6 protein-coding genes and 1 riboswitch are annotated in these 7,560 nt (G+C 69.0%); of the genes, 1 reads left to right on the plus strand and 5 read right to left on the minus strand.

Annotated features, from left to right (window positions below):
* The 5 genes from gcvPB to C0461_RS12245 all read right to left on the minus strand — a co-directional run.
* The coding region (gene gcvPB, locus C0461_RS12225; RefSeq protein ID WP_292107341.1) for an aminomethyl-transferring glycine dehydrogenase subunit GcvPB at window positions 1-1,562 on the minus strand (1,562 nt) is incomplete at its 3' end.
* Window positions 1,562-2,902, minus strand: a complete 1,341-nt coding sequence (gene gcvPA, locus C0461_RS12230; RefSeq protein ID WP_292107343.1) for an aminomethyl-transferring glycine dehydrogenase subunit GcvPA — start codon at window positions 2,900-2,902, stop codon at window positions 1,562-1,564. The genes gcvPB and gcvPA, both read right to left, overlap by 1 nt.
* A gap of 27 nt (window positions 2,903-2,929) precedes the next feature.
* The gene (gene gcvH, locus C0461_RS12235; protein ID WP_021697338.1) at window positions 2,930-3,295 is read right to left on the minus strand and encodes a glycine cleavage system protein GcvH; all 366 of its coding nucleotides are present in this window, start codon (window positions 3,293-3,295) and stop codon (window positions 2,930-2,932) included.
* 25 nt (window positions 3,296-3,320) lie between these two features.
* On the minus strand, window positions 3,321-4,433 hold the full coding sequence (gene gcvT / locus C0461_RS12240; protein WP_292107346.1) for a glycine cleavage system aminomethyltransferase GcvT: 1,113 nt from the start codon (window positions 4,431-4,433) through the stop codon (window positions 3,321-3,323).
* A gap of 175 nt (window positions 4,434-4,608) precedes the next feature.
* Window positions 4,609-4,707, minus strand: a riboswitch (glycine riboswitch).
* Between the two features lie 28 nt (window positions 4,708-4,735).
* The gene (locus C0461_RS12245) at window positions 4,736-5,206 is read right to left on the minus strand and encodes a low molecular weight protein-tyrosine-phosphatase (RefSeq protein WP_292107349.1); all 471 of its coding nucleotides are present in this window, start codon (window positions 5,204-5,206) and stop codon (window positions 4,736-4,738) included.
* Window positions 5,207-5,355: 149 nt separating this feature from the next.
* Between C0461_RS12245 and mbhE the strand changes: the two genes are divergently transcribed.
* A partial coding sequence (gene mbhE, locus C0461_RS12250; protein WP_292107352.1) for a hydrogen gas-evolving membrane-bound hydrogenase subunit E occupies window positions 5,356-7,560 on the plus strand: 2,205 nt, incomplete at its 3' end.

Raw genomic sequence — 7,560 nt, forward strand, 5'->3', positions numbered from 1 at the left:
CCCTCCGGCGCGGTCCAGCGCAGGACCGGCTGGCGGGCGGCGCGGGTTTCGTCGAGACGGCGCATGGGCGCGTGGAACGGCGCGCCCTTGAAGCGGTCCACGTCTCCGGCCTTGGCCGCCGTCGCCAGCGCGCGCATGGCCTCGATGAAGCGGTCCAGCTCGGCCTTCGATTCCGTCTCGGTCGGCTCGATCAGCATCGCCCCGTGCACCACCAGCGGGAAGTACATGGTCATGGGGTGGAAGCCCTCGTCGATCATCGCCTTGGCGAAGTCGAGGGTGGTGATGTCCGTGCCCTTCAGCCACTCGTCATCGAACAGGGCCTCGTGCATGCACGGACCCTCGGGGAAGGCCGGGCTCATCAGGTCCTCGAGGCGGGCCTTGATGTAGTTGGCGTTCAGCACCGCGTCCTCGGCCACCTGACGCAGGCCGTCCGAGCCGTGGCTCATCATGTAGCTGAGCGCGCGCACATACATGCCCATCTGGCCCTGGAAGGCGCACAGGCGACCGAACGCCTGTTCGGCCTCGTCCTCGGCGAACTCCACCAGTTTGAAGCCGTCCTTGCCGCCGACCACCCAGGGGGCCGGGGCGAAGGGCGCCAGCGCCTCGGACAGCACCACCGGGCCCGCGCCCGGTCCGCCGCCGCCGTGGGGCGTGGAGAAAGTCTTGTGCAGGTTGATGTGCATGGCGTCGACGCCCAGATCGCCCGGCCGCACCCGGCCGACGATGGCGTTGAAATTAGCGCCGTCGCAGTAGAAATACGCCCCCGCCTCGTGGGTCAGGCGGCTGATCTCCAGGATGTCCCGCTCGAACAGGCCGCAGGTGTTGGGATTGGTCACCATGATGGCGGCCACGTCGTCGCCCAGCTTGGCCGCGAGGTCCGCCAGATCCACGCGCCCGTCGTCGGTCTGGGCGATCTCCACCACCTGATAGCCGACGAAGGCCGCGGTGGCGGGATTGGTCCCGTGGGCGCTGGTGGGCACCAGCACCTTGTTGCGGGGCTTGTCCGAGCGCAGGCCGTGACCCGCCGCCCGGTGCGCCGCGCGAATGGCCATCAGGCCGCACAACTCGCCGTGGGCGCCGGCCTTGGGCGACAGCGCGACGGCGGGCATGCCGGTCAGGGTGGTCAGCCAGTGCGACAGGGAGTCCATCAGCTCCAGCGCGCCCTGCACCGTCGACTGCGGCTGCAGCGGGTGGATGTCCGAGAAGCCCGGCAGGCGCGCCATCTTCTCGTTCAGGCGCGGGTTGTGCTTCATGGTGCACGAGCCCAGCGGATAGATGGCCAGGTCGATGGCGTGGTTCTTCTGGCTCAGCCGCACATAGTGGCGCATGGCCTCGGGCTCGCTCAGGCCCGGCAGGCCGATGGGATCGGCCCGCACCAGACCGCCCAGATCGCCGCCGTCAGTCTTCGGCTCCGGCAGGTCGACGCCGGTCTTGCCCCAGCCCTCGCCCTCGAAGATCAGCGCCTCGTCCTGCAGCAGACCGCGGCCGCCCGTCAGGGTGTCGGGCTTGGTCTCGACCGTGTTCGGCGTCGTGGGGCGTCCCACAGTGTTCATGGTGCTCATCACAGAACCTCCGCCAGGGCGGTCTTCAGGGATTGGATGTCGTCGTCGGTGGTGGTCTCGGTCGCCGCGATCAGCAGCACGTCGTCGAACCCGGCGCCGGGGTTCAGGCGGCCATAGGGCACGCCAGCCAGTACGCCGCGCTCGGCCAGTTGATCGACCACCCCGGCGGCGTTCTTCGGCAGCTTCACCGCGAACTCGTTGAAGAAGCGCGGGGTCAGCACCTCCACGCCCGGCACCGAGGCCACCGCATCGCGGGTCGCCAGCGCCTTCTCGTGGTTCAGCAGGGCCATGCGGCGCAGGCCCGTCTCGCCCAGCAGGCTCATGTGGATGGTGAAGGCCAGCGAGCACAGCCCGGAGTTGGTGCAGATGTTGGACGTCGCCTTGTCACGACGGATGTGCTGCTCGCGGGTGGACAGGGTCAGGACGAAGCCGCGCCGCCCCTCCGCGTCCGCCGTCTCGCCGCACAGGCGGCCGGGCATCTGTCGCACCAGTTTGTCGCGGGTGGCGAACAGCCCGACGTACGGTCCGCCGAAGTTCAGGGCGTTGCCGATGGACTGGCCCTCGGCCGCCACGATGTCCGCGCCCATCTCGCCCGGCGATTTCAGCAGGCCCAGCGAGACCACCTCGGTCACCACCACGATCAGCAGGGCGCCCGCGGCCTGGGCGGCCTCGGCGATCCTGGTCACGTCGGTGGCCGTGCCGAACACGTTCGGCGTCTGCACCACCACGCAGGCGGTGTCGGCGTCGATGGCCGCGATCACCGCGTCCTCGGCGTCGATGGCCGGGTCCAGCGCCTGGGTCTCGACGCCCACCGCGTGGACCACCGTCTCGGTGGCCGACACATAGTGCGGATGCACCCCGCCCGAGATCACCGCCTTGTTCCGGCGCGTCACCCGGGTGGCCATCAGCACGCCCTCGGCCATGGCGGTGGAGCCGTCATAGAGCGAGGCGTTGGCCACGCCCATGCCGGTCAGGTTCGCCACCTGGGTCTGGAATTCGTACAGGTACTGCAGCGTGCCCTGGGCGATTTCCGGCTGGTAGGGCGTGTAGCTGGTCAGGAACTCGGACCGCTGGATGATGTGGTCCACCGTCGCCGGCACATGGTGGCGATAGGCCCCGGCCCCGCAGAAGAACGGCGCATCCCCGGCCACGGTGTTCTTGCCCGCCATGCGCTTGAGGCTGCGCTCGACCTCGAGCTCCCCCATCACGCGGGGCAGGTCCACGAAGCCGTCGCGCCGCGCCGCCTGGGGCACGTCCACGAACAGGTCATCCACGGATTTCGCCCCGATGGCGGCCAGCATGGCCGCGCGGTCGTCAGGCGTCAGGGGGAGGTAGCGCATGGCGGGGAGGTCCGTGCTGAAAGGGGCTTAGAGCGTGGTCAGATACTGGTCGTAGGCCGCCTGATCCATCAGGGCGTCCAGAGCCGAGGCGTCGGCCACCTTGATCCGGGCGAACCAGCCGTCACCCTGGGGGTCGGCGTTGACCGTCTCGGGCGCCGAGGCGAGCACGGCGTTGGCCTCGACCACCTCGCCGGCGACCGGGGCGTAGACGTCCGAGGCCGCCTTGACGCTCTCGACCACGGCGAAGCTGTCGCCCGCCTTCACGGTCTTGCCCACTTCCGGGGTCTCGACGAACACCACGTCGCCCAGCGCATCGGCGGCGTGCTTGGAGATGCCGACGGTGGCCACGTCGCCGTCCAGACGGACCCACTCATGTTCCTTGGTGTAACGCATTGGCTGGTTCCTTGCGGGCCTGAGTTCAGGACTTGGGTTTGCGATAATAGCGGTTGGCGACGAACGGCGTGGCGACCACCTCGGCGGCCAGCGGCTTGCCGCGCACGATGACGGTCAGGGCGGTCCCGATCTCCGAGAACGCCGGCGGCACATAGCCCATGGCGATGTTCTTGCCGAGCGTCGGCGACGGCCCGCCCGAGGTCACCTTGCCGATGACCGCGCCGTCGGCATCGGCGATCTCCGCGCCCTCACGGGCCGGGGCGCCTTCCTTGACATGCAGGCCGACGCGGACCCGCGACAGGCCGCCGTCCAGCTCCTTCAGGATGCGGTCGGCGCCGGGGAAGTCGGCGCGCTCCTTGCGCGATTTCGACAGGGCGAAGGTCAGGGCCGCCTCCACGGGGCTGGTGGTCTCGTCGGCGTCGTGGCCGTACAGCGGCAAACCGGCTTCAAGCCGCAGCGAGTCCCGCGCGCCAAGGCCGATGGGCTTGACCCGCGCGTCCTCTAGGATGGTGTTCCAGATGCGCTCGACCTGGTCCGCCGGGACCGAAATCTCGTAGCCGTCCTCGCCGGTGTAGCCCGAACGCGAGACGAAGCAGTCTGCCCCGAACAGCATCAGCCGCGCGCAGTCCATGAAGCCGAACTCGGCCAGCACGGGCTCGTGCGCCGCCATCACCTCGGCCGCCTCGGGGCCCTGGATGGCCAGCAGGGCGCGGTCCAGCCGGGTCAGCTTCGCCTCGCCTTGAAGCCCGGCCTCGATGTGGGCGAAGTCGGCGTCCTTGCAGGCGGCGTTGACCACAATGAACAGGCCGTCGTGGTCGGGCTTGCCCGCCATCAGATCGTCCATGATCCCGCCCTGGTCGTTCAGCAGCAGGGAGTATTTCTGGCGGCCCGCCTTCACGATCCCGTAGTCGCCCGGCACGAAGCGCTCGAACTGCGCCACCGCGTCGGCGCCGGTCAGCTTCGCCTGGCCCATGTGCGAGACGTCGAACAGGCCGGCGTGCTCGCGGGTCCAGCGGTGCTCGGCCAGCACGCCTTCGTACTGGACCGGCATGTCATAGCCCGCGAACGGCACCATACGCGCGCCCAGCAATCGGTGGGCGGCGTTCAGCGGCGTGGTCTTCAGGGTCTGGTCGCTCATGGCGCGCTCCGGCTGGGGTGGGTCGGCGGCGCACCGGGCGAAGCTTCGCCCGTCACGCGCCCCCGCTGTCCTGAAGCCTGAGAGATTCCGTCCCGTCCCGGCTCGGCGCTCCGCACCGTCCGGGATGACAAGACTTGCTCCGTCGGCGAGCCCGAGGGCTGCTTTCCAGCGTTCCTGAGCTGTCGCGGTCCTTTTGCCTGAGCGTTTCCGGGGCGGTTGCGCCTTCGGCTCCGAAGCCCGGAATCAGGACCTCGATCTCTCCCGCGAGAGCCCGTCTTCCCTGTGCCGGGAACCCTTCGGAGTCAAGCGCCGCCGTGCCGCAGACCCTCAGCCAGCCCGCGCGCCGCCGCGCTGACGTCCGCCCAGGTCGCGTCGAAGCCGTCATCGCCGCCGTAATACGGGTCCTCCACCGGCTCCCCCGCCCGGCCCGCGTGCTCCAGCATCAGGCTGAGCTCGGCCTGCGCGCCGGAGGGCTTCATTCGCGCGAGACTGGCCAGATTGTCTCCGTCCATGGCCACGATGTGGGTGAAGCGGGCGAAGTCGTCGCCCCTCACCTGCCGGGCGCGATAGCCGCCGATGTCCACCCCGTTGCGCCGGGCGACGGCCCGGGCGCGGGGGTCCGGCGGATGGCCCCGATGCCAGTCCCCCGTGCCCGCCGAATCGACCTCGACCGCCAGCCCCAGCCGCTCCGCCTCAAGCCGGAACGCCGCCTCGGCCAGGGGCGAGCGGCAGATGTTGCCCAGACAGACGAACAGGACGGCGAATTTCGACATCGGGACCACTCTTTATTCATGACGCGCGCGAACCTTGCGCACCGCGTCGAAATCGGACGCTCAGGTCTTCTAAACGCAGCTGTTACCCGCTAGCAAAACGCCTTCGGGAACGGGTGATCGTTGTTCCGGACTGATTCCGAGGAGCCGCCTTGCTGCTTGCCTTCCTGGCCGTCCTGCCGCTGATCGGCGCCCTGGCCCCCGCCCTGGCGATCCGGGCGGGCCGCGACGCCTGCGCCCTTGCGGCCGGGCTGGTGACCCTGACCGCCATCATCATCCTGGCGACCATGGCTCCGGCGGTCATGGCCGGCGAGGTGATCCAGGCGCGCATCGACTGGGTGCCGTCCCTGGGGCTGAACGCCAATTTCTTCCTCGACCCGCTGGGGCTGATGTTCGCCGGAATGATCCTGGGCATCGGCCTGCTGATCATCGTCTACGCCCGGTTCTATCTGTCGAAGGCCGACCCCATGGGGCGGTTCTTCACCTATCTGCTGCTGTTCCAGGGCGCGATGCTGGGCATCGTCCTGTCCGACAACATCCTGCTTCTGCTCATCTTCTGGGAGCTGACCAGCCTGTCGTCGTTCCTGCTGATCGGCTTCTGGCGGCACCTGCCCGAAGGGCGGCAGGGCGCGCGCATGGCCCTGGCCATCACCGGCGCGGGCGGGCTGAGCCTGATCGGCGGCCTGATGATCCTGGGCAACATCGCCGGGTCCTACGACCTGACCGTGATCCTGGAGAACCGCGAGGCGATCCAGGCCTCGCCGCTGTATCTGCCCGCCTTGCTGCTGATCCTGGGCGGCTGTTTCACCAAGTCGGCCCAGTTCCCGTTCCACTTCTGGCTGCCCCACGCCATGGCCGCCCCCACCCCGGTCAGCGCCTATCTGCACTCGGCCACCATGGTGAAGGCCGGGGTCTTCATGCTGGCTCGCCTTTGGCCGGTGCTGGCGGGCACCGACGCCTGGTTCCTGATCGTGGCCAGCACGGGCCTCGTCACCATGGTGGTCGCCGCCTGCATCGCCCTGTTCAAGGACGACCTGAAGGGGCTTCTGGCCTATTCCACGGTCAGCCATCTGGGCTTCCTGACCATGCTGTTCGGTCTGGGCACCCCGGTCGCAGCGGTGGTGGGCGTGTTTCACATCATCAACCACGCCACCTTCAAGGCCGCCCTGTTCATGAACGCGGGCATCGTCGACCACGAGGCCGGCACCCGCGACCTCAAGCGGCTGGGCGGGCTGTTCAGCCTCATGCCCATCGCCGGGACCCTGGCCCTGATCGCGGGCCTGTCCATGGCCGGCATCCCGCCGCTGAACGGCTTCATCTCCAAGGAGATGATGCTGGAGGAAGCCGCCCACACCGTCTGGCTGGGCCAGCCATGGGTGTTTCCGGTGCTGGCGACCCTGGGGGCCACGCTCTCGGTCGCCTATTCACTGCGCTACGTCATCCACGTCTATTTCGGACCGAAGCGGGACGACTATCCGAAGAAACCCCACGATCCGGGCATCGGCCTGTGGGGGCCGCCCGCGGTCCTGACGGCGCTGGTGGTCCTGATCGGGCTCATGCCCGCCCTGTTCGCCGGCCCCATCGTGGCGGCGACGGCGGGAGTCATGATCGGCGCGGAGCTGCCCTACTATTCGCTCAGCCTGTGGCACGGCGTCACCCCGGCCCTGTTCATGAGTGTCTTCGCCGTCGGCGTCGGCGCCCTGCTCCTGTGGCGTCACCGCAATCTGGAAGCGATCTGGACCCGCCTCGGCGTGCCCGAGGCCAAGGCCATGTTCGACGCCGTCGTGGAGACCCTGGCCGCCGCCTGCCGCCGCCTGACCCTGAAGGTGCACAACGCATCCCTGCAGCGCTACCTGGCCTTCTTCGTGGGAACCGCAATCGTGGTCGGCATCGCCGGCTTCTTCTCTGCGAACCACAGCGAGGGCACGCGCGAGATCATCGCCGCCACCCCCGTCGCCATGATCGCCTGGCTGGTGCTGATCGCCGCCACCCTTGCGGTGGTGGTGGCCCACCGGGCGCGGTTCCTGTCCCTGATCTTCATCAGCGTGGTGGGCTCCACCATCGCCCTGACCTTCGTCTATCTGTCCGCCCCCGACCTGGCCCTGACCCAGATCTCGGTGGAGGTGGTGACGATCCTGCTGCTGCTGCTGGCGCTGAATCTGATGCCCAAGACCTCGCCGGCCGAAAGCTCGATCCCGCGCAGGCTGCGTGACGGCCTGCTGGCGGTCACCGGCGGTCTCGGCGTGGGCGCGGCGGCCTGGGCTGTCATGACCCGCGACGGCATGGAGTCCATCTCCCGCTTCCACTGGGAGAACAGCTACTCCGGCGGCGGCGGCACCAATGTGGTCAATGTGATC

The organism is Brevundimonas sp. (assembly GCF_013823285.1).
Lineage (GTDB): Bacteria > Pseudomonadota > Alphaproteobacteria > Caulobacterales > Caulobacteraceae > Brevundimonas.